The organism is Coprococcus sp. AM11-30B, assembly GCF_027674365.1.
GTDB classification, from domain to species: Bacteria; Bacillota; Clostridia; order Lachnospirales; family Lachnospiraceae; genus Allocoprococcus; species Allocoprococcus comes.
In genome coordinates, this window is sequence record NZ_JAQDVB010000006.1 from 103,567 (window position 1) to 121,126 (window position 17,560).

Annotated in this window: 20 protein-coding genes and 5 tRNA genes; all 25 read left to right on the forward strand. The window is 35.9% G+C overall.

The annotated features are described in order from the left end of the window. The first annotated feature begins 5 nt into the window (after window positions 1-5). The gene (locus PGU50_RS05350; protein ID WP_270246333.1) at window positions 6-1,169 is read left to right on the forward strand and encodes a nucleotidyltransferase domain-containing protein; all 1,164 of its coding nucleotides are present in this window, start codon (window positions 6-8) and stop codon (window positions 1,167-1,169) included. After that, window positions 1,150-1,557 carry a hypothetical protein gene (locus PGU50_RS05355; RefSeq protein ID WP_270246334.1) on the forward strand — a complete coding sequence of 136 codons (408 nt, stop codon included), beginning with the start codon at window positions 1,150-1,152 and terminating at the stop codon, window positions 1,555-1,557. The genes PGU50_RS05350 and PGU50_RS05355 overlap by 20 nt, the downstream gene beginning before the upstream one ends. Before the next feature lie 10 nt (window positions 1,558-1,567). After that, the gene (locus PGU50_RS05360) at window positions 1,568-1,918 is read left to right on the forward strand and encodes a hypothetical protein (protein WP_118174668.1); all 351 of its coding nucleotides are present in this window, start codon (window positions 1,568-1,570) and stop codon (window positions 1,916-1,918) included. A gap of 97 nt (window positions 1,919-2,015) precedes the next feature. Continuing rightward, on the forward strand, window positions 2,016-2,930 hold the full coding sequence (locus PGU50_RS05365; RefSeq protein ID WP_270246335.1) for a hypothetical protein: 915 nt from the start codon (window positions 2,016-2,018) through the stop codon (window positions 2,928-2,930). 7 nt (window positions 2,931-2,937) lie between these two features. Further along, complete coding sequence (locus PGU50_RS05370) at window positions 2,938-3,177, forward strand: hypothetical protein (protein WP_270246337.1); 240 nt, start codon at window positions 2,938-2,940, stop codon at window positions 3,175-3,177. A gap of 16 nt (window positions 3,178-3,193) precedes the next feature. After that, window positions 3,194-3,763: an adenylyltransferase/cytidyltransferase family protein gene (locus PGU50_RS05375; protein ID WP_270246338.1), complete on the forward strand. Its 570-nt coding sequence runs from the start codon at window positions 3,194-3,196 to the stop codon at window positions 3,761-3,763. A gap of 2 nt (window positions 3,764-3,765) precedes the next feature. Further along, complete coding sequence (locus tag PGU50_RS05380) at window positions 3,766-4,173, forward strand: hypothetical protein (RefSeq protein WP_270246339.1); 408 nt, start codon at window positions 3,766-3,768, stop codon at window positions 4,171-4,173. Between the two features lie 29 nt (window positions 4,174-4,202). Next, on the forward strand, window positions 4,203-4,574 hold the full coding sequence (locus PGU50_RS05385) for a hypothetical protein (RefSeq protein ID WP_270246341.1): 372 nt from the start codon (window positions 4,203-4,205) through the stop codon (window positions 4,572-4,574). A gap of 1 nt (window position 4,575) precedes the next feature. After that, window positions 4,576-4,755 (forward strand): hypothetical protein, encoded by a 180-nt coding sequence (locus PGU50_RS05390; protein WP_270246342.1) that lies wholly within the window; start codon window positions 4,576-4,578, stop codon window positions 4,753-4,755. Window positions 4,756-4,767: 12 nt separating this feature from the next. Next, window positions 4,768-6,003, forward strand: coding sequence for a CCA tRNA nucleotidyltransferase (locus PGU50_RS05395; protein ID WP_270246343.1), 1,236 nt, complete (start codon window positions 4,768-4,770; stop codon window positions 6,001-6,003). Between the two features lie 104 nt (window positions 6,004-6,107). Beyond that, window positions 6,108-6,395, forward strand: a complete 288-nt coding sequence (locus PGU50_RS05400) for a hypothetical protein (RefSeq protein WP_270246344.1) — start codon at window positions 6,108-6,110, stop codon at window positions 6,393-6,395. A 110-nt stretch (window positions 6,396-6,505) separates the two neighbouring features. Beyond that, the gene (locus PGU50_RS05405) at window positions 6,506-7,825 is read left to right on the forward strand and encodes a hypothetical protein (protein ID WP_270246345.1); all 1,320 of its coding nucleotides are present in this window, start codon (window positions 6,506-6,508) and stop codon (window positions 7,823-7,825) included. Then, on the forward strand, window positions 7,792-8,760 hold the full coding sequence (locus PGU50_RS05410) for a phage lytic cycle repressor MrpR family protein (RefSeq protein ID WP_270246347.1): 969 nt from the start codon (window positions 7,792-7,794) through the stop codon (window positions 8,758-8,760). Before PGU50_RS05405 ends, PGU50_RS05410 begins: the two co-directional genes overlap by 34 nt. A gap of 293 nt (window positions 8,761-9,053) precedes the next feature. Further along, window positions 9,054-9,171: transfer RNA gene (locus PGU50_RS05415), tRNA-OTHER, on the forward strand. A 267-nt stretch (window positions 9,172-9,438) separates the two neighbouring features. Beyond that, a tRNA-OTHER gene (locus PGU50_RS05420) sits at window positions 9,439-9,574 on the forward strand. A 155-nt stretch (window positions 9,575-9,729) separates the two neighbouring features. Beyond that, window positions 9,730-9,802, forward strand: a tRNA-Met gene (locus tag PGU50_RS05425). A 17-nt stretch (window positions 9,803-9,819) separates the two neighbouring features. After that, window positions 9,820-9,945: transfer RNA gene (locus PGU50_RS05430), tRNA-OTHER, on the forward strand. 227 nt (window positions 9,946-10,172) lie between these two features. Further along, window positions 10,173-10,308, forward strand: a tRNA-OTHER gene (locus PGU50_RS05435). Window positions 10,309-10,402: 94 nt separating this feature from the next. Then, on the forward strand, window positions 10,403-11,956 hold the full coding sequence (locus tag PGU50_RS05440) for a DUF2828 family protein (RefSeq protein WP_270246348.1): 1,554 nt from the start codon (window positions 10,403-10,405) through the stop codon (window positions 11,954-11,956). 150 nt (window positions 11,957-12,106) lie between these two features. Continuing rightward, on the forward strand, window positions 12,107-13,270 hold the full coding sequence (locus PGU50_RS05445) for an RNA ligase family protein (RefSeq protein ID WP_270246349.1): 1,164 nt from the start codon (window positions 12,107-12,109) through the stop codon (window positions 13,268-13,270). 113 nt (window positions 13,271-13,383) lie between these two features. Then, on the forward strand, window positions 13,384-14,271 hold the full coding sequence (locus PGU50_RS05450; RefSeq protein ID WP_270246350.1) for a tRNA(His) guanylyltransferase Thg1 family protein: 888 nt from the start codon (window positions 13,384-13,386) through the stop codon (window positions 14,269-14,271). 32 nt (window positions 14,272-14,303) lie between these two features. After that, entirely contained in the window at window positions 14,304-15,209 is a 906-nt protein-coding gene (locus tag PGU50_RS05455; protein ID WP_270246351.1) for a hypothetical protein, read from the forward strand. An 11-nt stretch (window positions 15,210-15,220) separates the two neighbouring features. Next, a complete protein-coding gene (locus tag PGU50_RS05460) occupies window positions 15,221-15,880 on the forward strand; it encodes a hypothetical protein (RefSeq protein ID WP_270246352.1) in 660 nt (219 codons plus the stop codon). A 54-nt stretch (window positions 15,881-15,934) separates the two neighbouring features. Then, entirely contained in the window at window positions 15,935-16,573 is a 639-nt protein-coding gene (locus PGU50_RS05465) for a protein phosphatase 2C domain-containing protein (RefSeq protein WP_270246354.1), read from the forward strand. Window positions 16,574-16,587: 14 nt separating this feature from the next. Beyond that, window positions 16,588-17,553, forward strand: coding sequence for a hypothetical protein (locus tag PGU50_RS05470; protein WP_270246355.1), 966 nt, complete (start codon window positions 16,588-16,590; stop codon window positions 17,551-17,553). Window positions 17,554-17,560 lie beyond the last annotated feature (7 nt).

Genomic DNA, 17,560 nt, shown 5'->3' on the forward strand with positions numbered 1-17,560 from the left:
ACATGATGAGTGAATTAGATATGAACTGGGAACTTTTAGCGAATAAGGATTATGCGTTTTTGACGGAAAGCCCCCTCTTAGGTAATAATATTCTTCTTTTGACTTTGGGCGGTTCTCATGCATATGGAACGAATGTTGAAACGTCAGATATTGATGTTAGAGGAATTACTTATAATCCAGTTGATTCTCTGCTTGGGAACAGAGTTTTTGAGCAGTACGAAGACGAAGCAACAGATACCGTTGTATATGGATTAAATAAAATGTTCAAGTTGTTATTGGAGTGTAACCCAAACACTATCGAGCAGCTTGGTTCTAAGCCAGAGCATTATATTATTCTCAATGATGACGGTAAAAAGCTGATTGAAAACAGGAAAATCTTTCTTTCTAAAAGAGCGATTTATACTTTCGGTGGTTACGCAAATTCACAGTTACGCCGGTTGCAAAATGCACTGGCAAGAGACAGTTATCCACAGGCAGAGAAAGAAAAACATATTCTTGGATCAATCAGAAGTGCAATGAACAGTATTATTGAGAAATTCCATACAGTTAATGGAAAATTGATTGAATATAATTTTGCCAATGACAATGGAAAAATGGTTCATGCATATAAGGAATACAACCAAAAAATGCAAGAGATGGAACAGTTTAAGGACTTTGAGTATGGATCACTCAACCTTTACCCAGATAAATCCGATAGAGAGGGGATGGACGTTGAAATCTATATGGACGCTTGCTTACATCATTATCCACTGAGAGATTACAAGGGTATCTGGAACGGTATGAATACTATCGTAAAGGATTACGAAAAACTTGGTAAGCGAAATACGAAGAAAGATGACATGCATCTTAATAAGCACGCCATGCACCTTGTAAGACTGTATCTTATGTGTATTGATATTCTCACAAAGGAAGAAATCATTACATATCGTGCCGATGAACATGATTTGCTTATGAGCATTAGAAATGGAGAGTTCCAGAAGCCGGAAGGTGGTTATCGTCCAGAATTCTTTGAATTGGTTGATGATTTGGAAAAGAAAATGAAAGATGCAGCAGAAAACACAAGTCTGCCGGATTGCCCAGATACAGAAGCAGCTTATGAAATGCTTGTGGAAATGAACAAAAATCATATTCTGAAGATGGAGGATTATTATGACGGAAGCACATATTAAAGAAGCAACAAAAATGTTAGGTTGGTTCTTCGATAGATGCGGTAAAGTTCCGCACTATAAGGGAATGATGTACGTGAAAAACGCCGGTAACTTAAAGGTATTACTTGATTCTGTTGTTGGTCGGATTGAGAAAGAAAACTCACAGCAGATTGAGAAAATCTATAATGAAGAAAATTCATATACGGTACATTTCAAGAACGGAAGTCATTTCTCTTTTGTGGTTGTTGATACAGTGGTAGTAGTTGGAGAACATTGCCATGTACTGTTTGTGGACAGTAAAATCAGAGAACTTGAATTGAGAAGCCTTGCGCCGGTAATTGATCCGTGTACAATGCCGGAAGGAAATGTAATGCTTAATCCGAAACCACTTTATTTGAGTATGGATTAAGGAGAAAGCAATGCAGATAGATAGAATTAAATATACAATGAAACATAGAAAAGCGTTCCGGGCAGTTGAAAAACAATTGCTCGGACACAATACAATTCGTGGTTACTTGCACGACCTGGATAAAGTGTTTCTGTATATGATTATGGACTATAAGCGTGCCCATAAGATACATAGAAGCCATTCCAGACACCACACTTTGAAAGCAAGGACACATGCGGATTATGTACAAATGGTTATAGACTGGGAATGTGCCAGACTTACAAAGCCGGACAAGCAGATGAATGCCAGAGAAACACTGGATAAGCTATATCCTGAGTTAAAAGATAAGGTTTTGCCGGTAATTGAAGAACTTGGATTATAACCAGATAAAAAGTAAATTTTATTTAGAAATAAGTGCTATATATTGTATTTTGAGATAGTTATTATACCATATATAGTATATATGTGGAGGAATGATTATGGTATTACCGATTGTGGTAAATACAGATAGGAAAATTGCCATTGATAAATCAGAATATAATCATGGTATGGAAAATGGGTTATTTCTGACAGAAGATGGTTCGCTTGGCATAAAAAGAAAAAATGGTGAGTGTTTTGATTTGTACGGAAAAGAACTGAATGTATCTGGGAAGATGGGATATAAATGTTATGTAGAAGGTGGAACTAAAGGTATTGGTATTGAAGGTCAAACTAGAGAAAGTTGGTGTGGCGATAAAATGTCAACACATTCTGGATATGGAGTAATGACTATAACACGCCAACAAGTAAATCCACCTACAGTATTGTTCGGTAGTTCAATTAAGCATGGAAATGTTATCAATGTTACTGTTTCTCATGCAGATTTAAAACGTGGAATAAATCACGACTGGTATCATGCCAATGGAAGAATATGTGAAATTGAATTATCTTTATCTCAATTTGCAGATATGATTACATCTATTGGAAATGGCGATGGTGTTCCTTGTACTATCCATTTTACAGAACGTGACGGATATATTCCACAAATTGATTATGAAAGCAAGATTGAACAGCATCGTGGTGAATTCAAGGATCAGTTGTCAGATGTTAAAAGTTCGATTAAAAATGCGTATGATATAGCTGAAGAATTATTTTCATCGAAGAAAACATTGAATAAAGCAGATAAGCAGAAAATTTTAGATGTATTGGCAAAAGCAAATAGAGATATTGGTTGCAATGCCGAATATGCTCTTGATTGTTTCAATGAACAGATGGAAAAATCAGTAACAGAAGCTAGAGGCGAAATCGAAGCATTTATGCAGAATCAGATTCAAAATATAGCAATGAAAGCTATTGGAACGAATGTTGATGAAAACGGATTGCCGGATTTTAATAAGATGATTGCAATAGAATAGGAGAAATATGAGTGTAATAATTGGAAATAGAAATTATATAAGAAATGCAGTCATTGGAGATAATGGAGAATCTATACAAAATATTGAAAATGACGGAATTATTATTGATGGGAAAAAGATTCCACCATGCCCAACGCCGATGAACAACTGTACGATTATTGATAACCATATATTCATAGATGGATATGAATGGAAAAATAGTAAATGGAAGAAAACTCTCAGAGCTTTATATCATAAATATTTTTAACATGATGGAGGAAGATATGAATAAACCATATGATGTAGGATTTATTTGCGGACGTTTCCAAACGTTCCACAAAGGACATGAAAAATTAGTTGAAACTGGGTTAATGCTTTGTGACAGACTTTTAATTTTTATTGGAAGTTCTCAGGAAGACGGAACAGAAAGAAATCCGTTCAACATTACAACCAGAGAAAAAATGTTAAAAGAGATATACGGTGGGCGTGGTGATATCATGATTTACGGCTTACCAGACTTAACCACGGAAAATGATATTACTCCGGCGTGGGGAAGTTATCTACTGGATAAGGTAGACAGATATATTTATAAGAAGCCGGATATTATGATTTATGGAAATGATGAGAGTAGATCTGCCTGGTTCTCTAAAGAAGACCTTAAAGGAATGACTGAGCTTATTATCAATCGTTCAGATTTGCCGATTTCTGCCACAATGGTAAGAGATTATATGGTTCACGATCAGAGAAAAGAATGGATGCAGCTTGTAAATCCAAAACTTCATAAGATGTATGATGAATTGCGTATGCAGCTCATGTCCGTTGAATATTACAAAAATAAAGTAGCGGAGGTATAAAATTGAAAATTTGTCAAAAATTTCATTTAAAACAGATGCATCATGAGATATCATTTTATGCTTATGACATAGAGAAGATTGAGAAAATAACACCATATAACTTATCAAGAATATATGTGCCGGAATGTACTGACAGAGACACCTATAAGGGGTGTGACCTTCAAGGAACAAAAGAAATTTGTTGCCAGTGCTATACCCCACATCATCAAGAGCTACTTTTAGATGGTTGGTATGTAGGGGATAAAAATGGATTTTTGACAGATGATTCATATTATGCTCTGTTACAGACAGGAATTAGAGTTCCCGTAAATAAAGAAATATATAGGGAATGGAAAAAAGGTTGGTCTTCCAAACCATCAACACAAGATGATAAAGTGTATGAGTTAGGAGTAGATTATGAAAAGAAATAGCCAGTTTTGGCATTTGAAAGAGGTAGAATATGAGGACGAATGATATTTTATTGGATGGATTTAATGATATCCGCACACTTCAAAGATATCTTTATATGTCAGATGAACATTATATTGAGATAGAAAATGCCATTGGAGTGAAACTGAGAATTAGAATGGGAGAAAACTTACATTATTATTGCAAAAACATGAATTTCCCAGATTTGCCAGATGCATGTTTTTCGGAGTCAATGACGAATAAAACTATGTTGGGTATTATTGACCAGTTGAAAGAGAATCCGGCAACTGAATACCCAAACAGTTTTAAGAATAGATGGGATGAGATAGTATCAATAACATCCGCAAACGTAGCTCAGAACGAATATAAATGGACGAATGGAAGATACAGAGGAAGTGTGTAAAATGCAATTTGAATACAGAGGCTATATAGGTGTTATTGGATATAGGAATTATTATATAAGAGATATGAATGGGAAAACACATGTGCAAGCGTTGTGTTGTGAAAAGCCAACGGAAGAAAACGTTAAAAAAGCTATAGATAGATTTATTAAGGGGAAAGAAGAAGGAAGAACATATTCATAGGAGTTATAAGATATGGTAAAAGATATTAAAATGCCAGAAAATGTAAAAATGATCCTCGACAAATTATCAAGTGAAGGGCATGAAGCAGTTATAATTGGTGGGTGCGTGCGTGATTCTATCATGGGGATTGAACCGCATGATTGGGATATTGCCACATCTGCCCAACCAGAAGAAATAATGGAATGTTTCAAACACTACAATCTGATGAAAGCTGGATTAAAACATGGGACAGTAACCGTTATTATTGACCATGAACCATATGAGATTACTACATATAGAATTGATGGGGAGTATTCAGATCATCGAAGACCTGATTCTGTCGATTTTACATGCGACTTAGCAGAGGACATTATGCGCCGAGATTTCACAATCAATGCTATTGCGTATGACGGAGAAAATATTATTGACTTGCATGATGGCATTGGAGATCTGCAGAAAGGAATTATCCGTTGTGTTGGTAATGCAAATGCAAGATTCAGAGAAGATCCGCTTAGGATTCTCCGGGCGATTCGATTTGCTGCAAGATTTGGCTTTGAGATTGAGGAATCAACTAAAAAAGCAATGTTTGACAATTGTGATATGTTGCGACTCATTGCAACAGAGAGAAGACAGAGTGAATTTACAAAAACACTTTGCAGTGAGCATGTCAGTATCATCAAGGATTATGCTAAAATACTGAAATATGGTTTACCATGTATTGACAGCATTAAGGATTTTGATAAGGCAGTACGTGCAATAGAAATGTGCCAGGATATCAGTGAAAAATTGGCAATTTTGATTGACGGATTATCATTATCAGAGTATAATAAAGCTGTTAAAGCAATTTTGACAGGAATGAGATATCCGAATAAAGTAATTGTATCTGTTCAAAATATTTTTGCTGCAAAGAAAATGGTAATTACTAACTCAGATGCGTGTATCAAAAATATGTTGTACAAGTTTTCACTGGAAGATGTGAAACATATTTTAAGATATAAACACGCTAAAATAAATGCAAGTGATAATATAAATAAAGAAACACTTGAAAAAGTAGAGGATATGATTGAACGTGCAGAAGAATTGGCTGAATCAGATGAATGCTACAACTTAAAAGGTCTTGCAATTAACGGAAATGATTTAAAACGCCTGGGAGTGAAAGATCTTGACATTAAGTGGATGTTAGATGGACTGTTAAAATTAGTAACCACAAATCAAGTAGAAAATTCGAGGGACGTATTGATCGAGGTGGCAAAAATTTCCATGTTATAATTTGGTTTATTATTATTGACTTTAGTAAGGTTGATATGTATAATAAGAACATACGTTCTAAGTGGAACTTTCGCTACCTGGATGTCGGAAAGGGGAAAAAGATAATGTTTTTTATTTACGAAAAGAATGAGTACCATGTAAATGTGAAAGATGAATTTGCAAAAGCTACGTCTGGTGATTATATAGACATGCTTGATGCATTTGGCATTGTGTTACATAGTTTATCTGACAATCCAGAATTCGGCAATTCTACTGTTATGTTAATGATGTATAATAATGGAAGAATTACCATTGAAATTGTTGATGCAAAGGAAGATGATTGTGAAATCATTGATCCAACATACACACAGGAGGAATATAGAGAAATAGAAGAATATTTAAAACTCGAATAATTGAATATCTACTATCAGATAAAAATAAAGTATTACCGGAAAAACTTGACATCTCTGTTTTCTGGTGGTATTATTAAAGTACAAACAAAATATGGAAAGGGGACGCACATATGAAAGCATCTGATAGTAGAGAGCATCTAATTACTAAAATTGAGAATTTAGTTTTAAACTCAAGTCCAGATAAAATAAACAAAATTGAAGAAGAAGTTAGACATGACGGTAAAATCTCATTAGGCAGTTTTCTTAGAATAGTATCAGGGAGAGCCGATTTAGATGAACTGAGTGATGCCGAATTATATTGGCTGACTTTTGCCATATCTAAAGTATCAAAAAATTTTGGTGTGCCGGAAGATTATTTTGAAGACGTAGAAATTCAGAATTATAAATATTATGATCCACAAACAGATAATAATAAAAAAATTGGTTATCCGTTAGTTTTTAGAAATGTTTCAAAATTGGCAGATAATCAGTATATGTTTCCATTAAGTGTCAGAGAAATTAAAGAATTAAAGAGTGCAAATCTTTTGCAAATTATTCCAGAGCTGCAGCGTAACCACAAAAAGGATAAATATGGAGATTTAAAAACAAAGGTTAATCGCCAAACAGCGCAACAGATTTCTAACCTTATCAATGAGGGAAGTTTTTTCTATAACGGAATTCGTTTCAATTTAATGGATGACGGTGATAGTGATATTCCAGTTTATGACGAAGAAGCAAAAACATTAACTGTTTCAAATGGTATTATTATCGTTCCAGATGGAAACCATAGAACAATAAGTTGTGAATTAGCAAATAAACATTTAGATGATTGTTTTGGTGTATTTTTCACATATTTCTCACCACAGAAGACGAGAGAATTGCTTAATCAGGAATGGACAACAGTGCCGATTCCGAAACGACACAGAGAGGCGATGAAGCCTACAGTTGCAAATAAGATTGTAGATTCAATTATGAGAAGCAGTGATGCCGATGAAATCTATGTAAAAGGTATCGTGAAAGATGGAATGGAACTCCGGGCAAATAATGGATTCATTCTTTATATTGAATTGGCAACGGCAATTTCAAGATACTATGATACAGATAATCTTACATTCAAAGCACAGCAAGATGAATTGAGAGACTGGCTGATTACTTACATGAATTATCTTACAATGTTATTGCACGATGATTTTATGAATTATAAGAAAGCGAAGAGAACCTCTTGGTCTGTACACTATATGGCATGGCATTATTATATAATGATTAGCAGATATATAAAAGGCGATGACAACTGGCGTGAAGAGCTAAAGAGAATTATAGCTGAAACCGACTTTTCAGATCAAGAAATTAGAGAATTCTTTGTTAAAAATAATCGCAGGAAAGTATATGAATTCTGCAATGAGAAGGAGGAACAGTTATGTACAACTCTGAACAAAAACAAACTTTCTTAAATACTATTACAAATGATAATTCATATAGATCATTCCAAAGAGTTTTCAAAGCTGTACAGGATATGGAAGAAAAATTTGGAAAAGATATTTGTGAGATGAATGTTGATGAACTTCTAACTGTTCTGGATTTCAAAACGGGAGTGCGAATTACAAATACCGAACAAACAATGAGCTTATTGCGTTCATATGTTGATTGGTGTATTCAAAATGGTAAGACAACTAGCGAAAATAATTTTGATAAAATCAGTTCTTCCGAAGTAGATAAGACTAGAACTTGTCGGGCGAGATATGTCAAATCGCCGGTAGAATTTGAGGAAATGATTAAAATTGCATTTGGTATGAATGTTGATTACAATGAAAGCACTGAAATACCAAACGAGTTAATGGTAAGGTTATGTTATGTTGGCTTAGAGAATGAAGAGATTGTACTTTTAGAAAAGGCTAATGTAGATTACGAAGCAAAGACGATTAAAAGCCCACTTTATGATTGCGTTTATCATGTTTCCGATAGGATTCTGAAACTTTGTAAATTTTGTGCGGAGCAAGAAGAAGTATTGCTTATGGCGAAGTTCGGTATGCGAAAAGAAAGAGTATGCAGCAACAAGTATTTATTTAGAAATCGACTTGGTACATTACGTGGAAAATCTGAAGATTCTCCACTGAATAAATTAGTTATCCCTAGAAAAGTAAAGGCATTTAGCGATGCGTATGTTGAAAGTACAGGAAATTATAAAGCTATATCTTGTGATAAATTACGTGAGAGCAAGATGCTTTATAATATCTATGAATCTGGTGAAACTTTTGATGTGTATTTTAACCAAGTAATTCTTCCAGATATTAAAATGCGCAACCCGGAATATACAGAGCGGAAAACCCAGGAGAGAAGACGTATTCTCAAAGGTATGTATGATTTATATAAGGAAACTTTCTATTAAGGAAAGGCGAGACTGGGATCTCGCCAAAACCTTGCGATAAACAACCGAAAATAAATGAAAAAACTTTTAAAAACCTATTGACATTTTCCTGAAATATGGTATTATATAATTGTTCAAAGGAACAGAGAAAAACACTGGAAAAGCTAATAAGGTAGCTTAAGAAAATAGGTTCGATTCCTAATCCATGTGATCGACATTTCGGGGCTTATCTCCGTGAAAAAGTTGTGTTTGTTTGTAGAACGGACAACTCCGAAATGTCTTTAAAAATAATATAAACAAGCAATAATAAATGAGCTGATGTAGTTCAACTGGTAGAACATTTGATTATGAAAAATGCACTTCGTACAATAAGTGCTAACAGCAACAGCAAAGCCACTCAAACAGTTGTTGGTTCGAGTCCAACCGTCAGCATTCGGCAGAAATGCCATAAATGTATGAGAAAGACACATGCAGCAAATTCAAAAAAGGATAAAGCAAAACTCTACAAGTTTAGTGAAGTGGTTCAAATCCACAAAAATGAAGTGTCTTGAAAATGTGAATATGGGAGTGATCCGGCGGTGCTTTTTAAGGCGCATCGGGTGGAGAGCGCATACAGCAATTTTACATAAAAGGAAACTCTTCAAAAGTTTTAGTTACGGTTCGACTCCGTACACTCCCACAATTCCACCAATTAAAAATGGGTAAGTGGCGAAATTGGCACACGCAACGGCAATTTTTATACACATGTGTTTAGTTGACAAACATATATAGCAATTTATTTAAGTAGAAGAAATCAGGAAGCCGTGTCTTGCAGGTTCGAGTCCTGTCTTACCCGTTAGCACCATGAAGTATGCAACTTTGTTTAGTTGGAAATGAAAGAATATTGCACCACAAGAATCGTATGTTTTGTGTGATTAAATGTAGCAAAAAGGTATCGTGAAAGGCTAATCCATTGGAGGTCGTGCATGGCTTCGCTTTATGGTGCAACTAGGATCATTAGCTCAGTTGGTAGAGCATTCCGCTCATAACGGAACGGTCACTGGTTCGAGTCCAGTATGATCCATTTACAATTTAATATTTGCCACCGTAGCTCAACTGGATAGAGCAACGTAAATCGAAAAACGTGTCTAGTATTAGACACAGACAGCAATTTTTCAAGATAGCATGTTAAGCCGTAGGTTATAGGTTCGACTCCTATCGGTGGCGTTGGCGAGAGTATGCAAGAGGCTTAAGCAAATGATACAAAAATGTGCTTAGTTCTAGCACACACAGCAAAATTCTCAGAAGAAAACATTGATTCAAAATTGTAAGTTGAATTCGTGGGTTCAAATCCCACCTCTCGCCCTGGTGAAATGGTAATGGATTAGAATGGCAGCAATTCATATAGTTCCCCTGTAAAAACAAGGTTGCCACTGATTCTTGCCACACCATAAGCGTATGTAGCTCAGTAGATTAGAGCGTCCACAAAAATTTTATAGAGCCTTGTATAAGGCTTGAACCGCAAATATTTTTAAAGAATTTGAAATTGAGGAAGGTGGAAGGTCACAAGTTCAAGTCTTGTCATACGCACTTATTCTAATTTTTATATACTTACAGCATAATCAATCAATAATAAAGTATGTAGGAATTATGAAGAATAATTCAAAATTAGGAGGAATTGAACATGGGTTTCATGAATTCAATGAAAAGTACGTTGAATGAAGATTTCAACGAAAGCTACACAGAAAACGGCGCACTTGGATATAGAACAACAGGTAGACACTTGCTTGATTTGAATTTCAAGGTCGCATCTCTGAGAAAAGCTGATGCAGAAACAATCATTTCTGGATTCGATAAAGCGTTTTCAGAAGATCATATTCACGCACTCAAATGGTTATTCTATTTACGTGATGCGAGAGAAGGTCTGGGGGAACGTAGATCATTCAGAATCATTATGTCTCATATGGCGAATGTTGAGCCTGAAATTAGTAAAGTGCTGATTGGTTTAATCGCTGAATACGGACGTTATGATGATCTTCTTTCTTTGGTTGGTACAGAGTGTGAGAAAAATGCACTGGAAGTTATTAAAAACCAGTTAATGAAAGACATGGAAGAGAAGAAAGCGAATAAGCCGGTATCATTACTTGCTAAGTGGATGCCAAGTTGCAATGCAACTTCTTATAAAACGAAAGAAAATGCAACAGTTGTTCGCAAGTACCTGGGATTCACAGAAAGACAATATCGTAAGATTCTTTCTGAACTGAGAGAATACATTGATGTTGTTGAAAGAAAGATGTCTGCTAAGAAATGGGGCGAAATCAATTACGAAGCCGTTCCGTCAAAAGCAAATCTTGTTTACAACAATGCATTCCTCAAAAACGATGAGGAACGTAGACGAGAGTATCTGGATAAGCTGGAAAAAGGAGAGGCAAAAATCAACTCTTCTACAAACTTCCCACATGATATTGTACATAGTTATTTGAAAGGTCGTAGCTATTACAGATCCAATATAAAAGAGGATAAAGCTCTGGAAGCATTATGGAAAGCACTTCCTGATACAGTGCAGGGTGATGGAAATACTCTTGTTGTCAGAGATGGTTCTGGAAGTATGATGTGTAGTGTTGATCCAAACAGTAGCATTACTGCACTGGAAGTCGCAACAGCACTTGCTATTTACTTCTCTGAGAGATGTTCTGGCGAATTCAAAGATAACTTTATCACATTCAGTTCAAGACCTGAGTTGATTGACCTTTCAGCGTGTAGTTCACTGGCAGAAAAAATCAGAAGATGTTATGCAGAAAATGACTGTTCTAACACAGACATTGAAAAAACATTTGATCTTATTCTGCAGACAGCTATCAATACTAATATGAAACAGGAAGACATGCCAAAGAATATCCTGATTATCAGTGATATGGAATTTGACCAGGCAACCTATTCATATGGATGGGGAGGTAGCGCAAGCACAGTAAATGAAACACTGTTCAAGACAATTGGCAGAAAATTTGAGAAAGCTGGATATCAGCTTCCGAGACTTGTGTTCTGGAATGTAAACTCACGTACCGGCACAATCCCTGTCAAGGAAAACGCTTTGGGTGTTGCTCTTGTAAGTGGATTCTCAGTCAATGTTGCGAAAATGGTATTAAGCGGAGAACTTGATCCGTATAAATGTCTGATTGAGCAGCTTGACACAGAGAGATATGCACCGATTGAGGCAGCAATCAAAGATTTAAAATAAAACAACTTCATACGTGGCAAAACAACCAAAGTAAAAAGTACAGAAATGCCTTGTAAGACACGTACAGCAAATAATAATGCAATCAACTTTTAATTGATAACCGCAAACTAAGTGTCTTGAAGAACGTATATTCCATAATGGTTAGACGGAGTGGCAGTGGTTGTAAACACTTCTTCTAACCTTTTTTTGAATAGATATTTTTCAACACAGAGGTTATACATGAGAAAGTTAGCAACAATTCGTGAAATCGCAGAAATCAAGCCGATTCCTGATGCTGACAGAATCGAAGTAGCAAGAATTGATGGTTGGGAAGTTGTCGTGTCAAAGAAAGACAATTTTCATGTTGGCGATAGAGTGGTATATGTCGAGATTGACAGTAAGATGCCGGAAACGCCAGAGTATGAATTCTTGAAATCAAGAAAATATGTTGTAAAGACTATCGTGATGAGAGGACAGATTTCACAAGGATTAGTGATGCCGTTATCTGTACTCCCGATAGGCGAATACAAACTTGGTCAGGATGTTACGGGTATCTTAGGTATTACTAAGTATGATCCGCAGCTTGAAGAAGAAAATGCGATTTTCGAGGAAAACAGAAAGAAAACAAGGAATCCAGTTGTGAAATTTTTAATGAGATATGCGTGGTTTAGAAAACTTTATCTCAAAAAGAATACACACACAGAGTTTCCGAACTTCATCAAAAAGACAGATGAAGAGAGAATTCAGAATATGCCTGAGTTATACGAAAGGCTGAAGAATGAACAAACCAATCTGATAGTGACAGAAAAAGTTGACGGATGTTCCGGCACTTATTTTTTACGCAAAATTCCGAGAAAATTCGGAAAAGTGACGTACGAATTCGGAGTTTGCAGCAGAAATAGGAGATTGCCACAGCCGGATAACAGCTACTATTGGAAAATCGCCAACAAATATAAAATTCGCAGCATTCTTGAAAAATTGATAGACGATGAGGATTATATAGTATTACAAGGCGAAATTACTGGTGCAAAAATCCAGGGAAACAAATATCATGAGAAAGATTGCCAGTTATGGGCATTCAACCTCATAACCCCCTCAAAGAAATATAATACCATTGAGATGCAAGACATTCTCATTAAGCATGGTATTCATACAGTACCAATTGTTGAGATTGGTTACAATGTAAAAGGTGATATACAAGATATTGTAAAGTATGTGAAAGGCAAGTCACAAATTGTAGATAGGGAAAGAGAAGGATGTGTTTTTAGAAATACTGATAAGAATATCAGTTTCAAATGTATTAACCCAAACTTCTTAATCAAGAATAATGAGTAGCCTTGAAAATATAATATCTTTTGCAATATGTCTTCTTGTTTTGGTCGTGTGTTTACGATTCTTAATTGTAGAAACACGGGAAGCAAGAAAATTTTATGGGAAGGGAAATGAGAATGGATCGGAGCAGTATTGGTACGAGAATGAAATCTTATGAAGATGCTCAGAAAACGTACTTAACAAGAAGAATGCCAGTAATGATTAGAGTGGATGGAAATGCTTTTCATACATTCACCAGAGGTTTTGAAAGACCTTTTGACAGCATTATGGCAGAATCAATGCAGCGCACAATGAAATATATGTGCGAAAACATTTCTGGATGTGTCTTAGGATATACACAGAGCGATGAAATCACATTACTTCTGATTGATTACAAGAAAAAGAATCAGGGAGCATGGTTTGGATATGTAAAGCGAAAGGTAGAAACTATCGCAGCGAGTATGGCAACAATGGCTTTCAATGAGGCTTTTTCAGATGTAATTACGGAAAAGATATCAGAAGACATTATGAAAGTTCAGAATGATGAAGAAGCCGAAAAAGTAAAGGATTACTATTTCAAATATGTAAAGAAATGTGGAAGGGCAATGTTTGATGCTAGAGCATTTAATATCCCAGAATTTGAAGTAGTCAATGAATTTATTTGGAGGCAGCAGGATTGTACAAGAAATTCAATTCAGTCAGTTGGTCATGCAAATTTTTCAGATAAGAAAATGCATAAGAAAAATATGAGTCAGATTCAAGACATGCTCATGTTGAAGAAAGGAATCAACTGGAATGATTTTCCGACTTTTCTGAAAAGAGGATCTTGTTGTATCAAAGAAGATTATTTCATTTCAGAAAATGAGCTTCCAGAAAATCACAGAAACAATTTATCCCCACGGACATTAGATCCAGAAGAAGATGAATATGGTGTGTGGAGATCACGTTGGGTTATCGACAAAGAAATTCCAATTTTCACACAGAACAAAAACTATGTTAATAATTTGTTTTTAAACAAGTATTAAACAAGCAATAATAAAGGAGAAAACAAAGCAAGATGAAAACAAGTTATTCAGAAATCGTAAATGAAAACTACATCGGCAAAACTGAAAATCCCATTCCGATGAATGAAATTCTGAAAAAAGCAAACGAAGAAAAGTTAGAGCCATCTTCAAGCAGTCTTGAAAAAGTGCTGTTTTTGGGAATTGATGTGCAGCAGGACTTCATGGATAACGGAGCGTTAGGTGTTCCCGGCGCACATGAAGATGTTGCTAGAATGACTAAGTTCATTTATAACAACATGGAGAAAATCTCGCACATTTCAGTATCTATTGATACTCACATTCCACACCAGATTTTCCATCCGTGTTGGTGGATTGATGAAAATGGCAATAATCCAGCACCTTACACTGTTATTACATTAGCAGATTTGGATTCTGGAAAATGGCGTCCTATTGTTGAACCAATTAAGAGCCGTGAGTATGTAGAGAATCTGGAAAAGAACTCTAAAAAGAAACTTTGCATTTGGACATATCACTGCTTACAGGGTACAGAAGGTGCAGCACTGGAAAATCAGTTTGCAAATATGATTTACTTCCACAGTGTAGCAAGAAAATACGCACTGAACCCTATCGTAAAAGGTCAAGATCCACTGTCGGAGATGTACGGTATTATCAAGCCGGAATATGACAGAAGAGGATATGTGAACCAGGCACTATTAAACAAGTTCGCAAAATTTGACAAAATCATCATCGGCGGTGAAGCAAGAGATTATTGCGTATACGAATCTCTCTGCCAGATGCTTGAATTTTACAAAGATGACACTGATATGCTGAAAAAGTTCTACATTCTGGAAGATTGTATGTCTGCCATTGGTGATAAAGCCGAAGTTGACAAGATGTATGCAGATCTTCAGAAAAAGTACAAATTCAACATTGTACGCAGCACTGAATTCAAACTGTAAGGAGTAGAAAGATGGAAGAAATTATTATTGATGGATTAGACGAAATCGAAATGCAGAATACAGCCGTTGATGATATCGACAGTGAAAATGTCAATCTGATTTTCATTGGAATTGACAAATCTGGATCAATGTCCCCATACAGAGGTGATATGGTTTCTTGTCTGAAAGAGTTCAAACAGGCATTAACCGACTCTAAAGAGGCAGATGAAATTTTAGTAGCAAGAGCAGACTTTAACAGCTCAATCAACGTGGGTGGTTACAAGAAAATCACAGAGTTTGATACAAACTACGATGCCAGTGGTATGACAGCACTGTACAATGTCATTGAAGATGGTACACAGAAACTTACTGACTACATGGAATATCTGAAACAGCAGGGAGTACGTGTAAAAGCGGTATTTGCAATTTTCAGTGATGGTGAGGATACAGTTTCCAATGATCCGAGTGAAGCAAAACACAGAATTCAGGATCTGAACAATAAAGAAATTACAACAGCTTTCATTAGTTTTGGTGGTACAGCTACAGGTATTGCAAAGAGCCTGGGATTTAGAAATATTCTGGATGTATCAAGTTCTGCATCTGAGCTGAGAAAAGCGTTCGATTGTCTGAGTAAATCTGTAATCGAAAGCTCAAAGAGTGTTGTAGCCGATGGAGATAACTTCTTCATTTAAGAATAACAGAATTCGCCCCATTCATTAAGGGTGGGGCGATACACGGAGAAAAATATGTTTGTAAACAAAATAGGTTACGATCATTTATCTATCGGAATGAACTGCCAGGATTACGGATTTGAATTGTCGGATTATAAAGTGAAAGTTGTAGCAGATGGTTGTTCTGAGGGATTACATTCAGAAGTAGGAGCGAAGACATTTTGCCACCTGTTGTCAAAGGGATATGATATCGAACAGGCTTTTTCTTCTTTGGTTGCTGTATATGGGCAGACAATTGAGGATATGAAGAATTTCTTATGCTTTACATATCTTTCGGTAACAGAAAGTAATGAGTATTTCATTACATCAAATTGTGGTGACGGTTTTCTTATTTTGGAAGATAACGAAGGGAATATATCGTTTGTTGAATTAACCGATGGCGAATATCCGAAATACTATGTCTACAACTATATTGACAAGAAATATCTTAGTCATTATGCAGATGGTGTTTCTGTAGAAAATAAGCTATTCAGTAAGGAAGAATATAAGAATGTAGGTATTGCTTCCGATGGATTGAGATTTATTGTAAATGCAGATGAAGATATCAAACAGGAATTTATTGAATGTTTAAAGTCTGGGAAAGCAGTGAAAATAAAAAGATTTATTAACCGTAACCAGAAATTATTCAGAGATGATATTACAATTGTTTTTTAAGAAAGGGATATATAATGGGAAAAATTACTGAGAAATCAACAAAAGCACAGATTATGGACGCATATACTCAGGCATTAGCTGAGTTGGAGAAACTTAAAGCTATGAGCGATTCGCCGGTTGAAAATGCAAAGAAAGAGGCACTGGAAGCATCTATGCAGAATGCAGAAGTAGCAGCAAGCAATGAAGTATTTTCAGATACGATTGTAAAACAGTACAATGATCTGAAAATTGCGATTGACGAATATCAAAAAGAGTTAGAAGGACTCTACGGTATCAAAGCTGAAGCTGACGGTCTGGCAGCAGCTATCAATGCTCATAGAGCGAAAGTAGCTGAAATGAACGATGAGTACAAACAGAAGAAAGCGGATCTCGATGCAGAACTGGCACAGAAGACAGCAGAAGTAGAAGAGAAAATTGCAGATTTGGAAAAGAGTGTTCAGAAAGCTAAGAAACAGGCTGATGAAGAAGTAAAAGAGTACAATACCGATATCAACAAGAAACGTAATCGTGAGAAAGATGAGTATGACTACAATCTGAAGATGGATCGTAAGGCAGATGCCGACACTTGGGCAGAAGAAAAAGAAAAGCGTGAAGCAGAAATTCAGGCAAAAGATGATGCCGTAACAGAGCGTGAAGAAGCGATTGCTGCGAAAGAAGAAGAAATCCAGGCTATGAAAGCACAGATTGAAGCATTCCCGGATAAACTGGCAGAAGCCAAAGAGGATGCAGCGAAAGAAGCGAAGGCTAAAGCAGACAAGAGTTTTGCATTTGAAAAACGTGCGTTAGAATCTGATAAAAAACATGCAGAGGAAATGGCAGATGCAAAGATCAAGAATCTGGAATCTCAGGTTGAAGCACTGACACAGAGCAATGCAGAACTTTCCAATAAACTTGATGCAGCATATGCTCAGATGAAAGACATGGCAACCGCTACTGTTCAAGCTGGTGCAACTGTAAAGGTCGTATCAAGCGACAAGTAAATAAAAG